This is a genomic window from Oleiphilus sp. HI0086, from assembly GCF_001635225.1.
This window is the reverse complement of sequence record NZ_LWFZ01000475.1, coordinates 1-657: the sequence shown is the minus strand read 5'-3', so window position 1 is coordinate 657 and position 657 is coordinate 1. Positions and strand designations below refer to the sequence as shown.

The window sequence follows — 657 nt, the reverse complement described above, 5'->3', positions numbered from 1 at the left end:
TCATAGCATTGGCAAACCGGTTATCCTTCAGACCATCTTTGACTACTCGGAATGGCATGACGTATCTATTTCATTAGATGAAGTAGGGGTAATCGAATCTGCTTATCATGTGAAATATGGCGAAGTCGTGGTCAGAAAATGGAAAATGCCCGCAATCGTTCAGGAATCTGTTCATTACTATGCTGACTATCAAAATGCCCAAAGCAATCGTGACCAAGCGATGGTGACTAATGGTGCTGCTAAGTTAGCTCAAGCAATGTTATCGGGTGAAGAAGCTGCGATAGATACAGCTTTGCAAGATACCGTATTTGCAGATCTGAATTTATATGAAGATGAATTGGAGCTTTTGAAGGAAAGACACGACATCGTGAAGAGTGGTCTGGAGGCAATTCGTTCATGAGACAAGTTGATGTAGTGATTATTGGTAGTGGTCCTGCAGGGCAAAAAGCAGCGGTACAGGCAGCCAAAGGTGGTAAGAGTGTCGCTCTTATAGAGCGGGATCAATGGTTGGGTGGTGCATGTGTACACAGAGGAACGATCCCCAGCAAGACGCTTCGTGAGAACGCCTTACGTGTTAAAAAGATGCGAGAGAATTCTATTTCCGCTGAAGAGTTTGAACAACAATGGCAGCTACGCAACTTAGAGATCATCGACAAC

Annotated in this window: 2 protein-coding genes; both read left to right on the top strand. The window is 44.3% G+C overall.

Annotation, left to right across the window (positions count from 1 at the left end):
- Window positions 1-400, top strand: a 400-nt coding sequence (locus tag A3756_RS27425; protein WP_197481206.1) for a hypothetical protein, incomplete at its 5' end; no start/stop codon positions are given.
- Window positions 397-657, top strand: a 261-nt coding sequence (locus A3756_RS05875; RefSeq protein ID WP_156490302.1) for an FAD-dependent oxidoreductase, incomplete at its 3' end; no start/stop codon positions are given. The genes A3756_RS27425 and A3756_RS05875, both read left to right, overlap by 4 nt.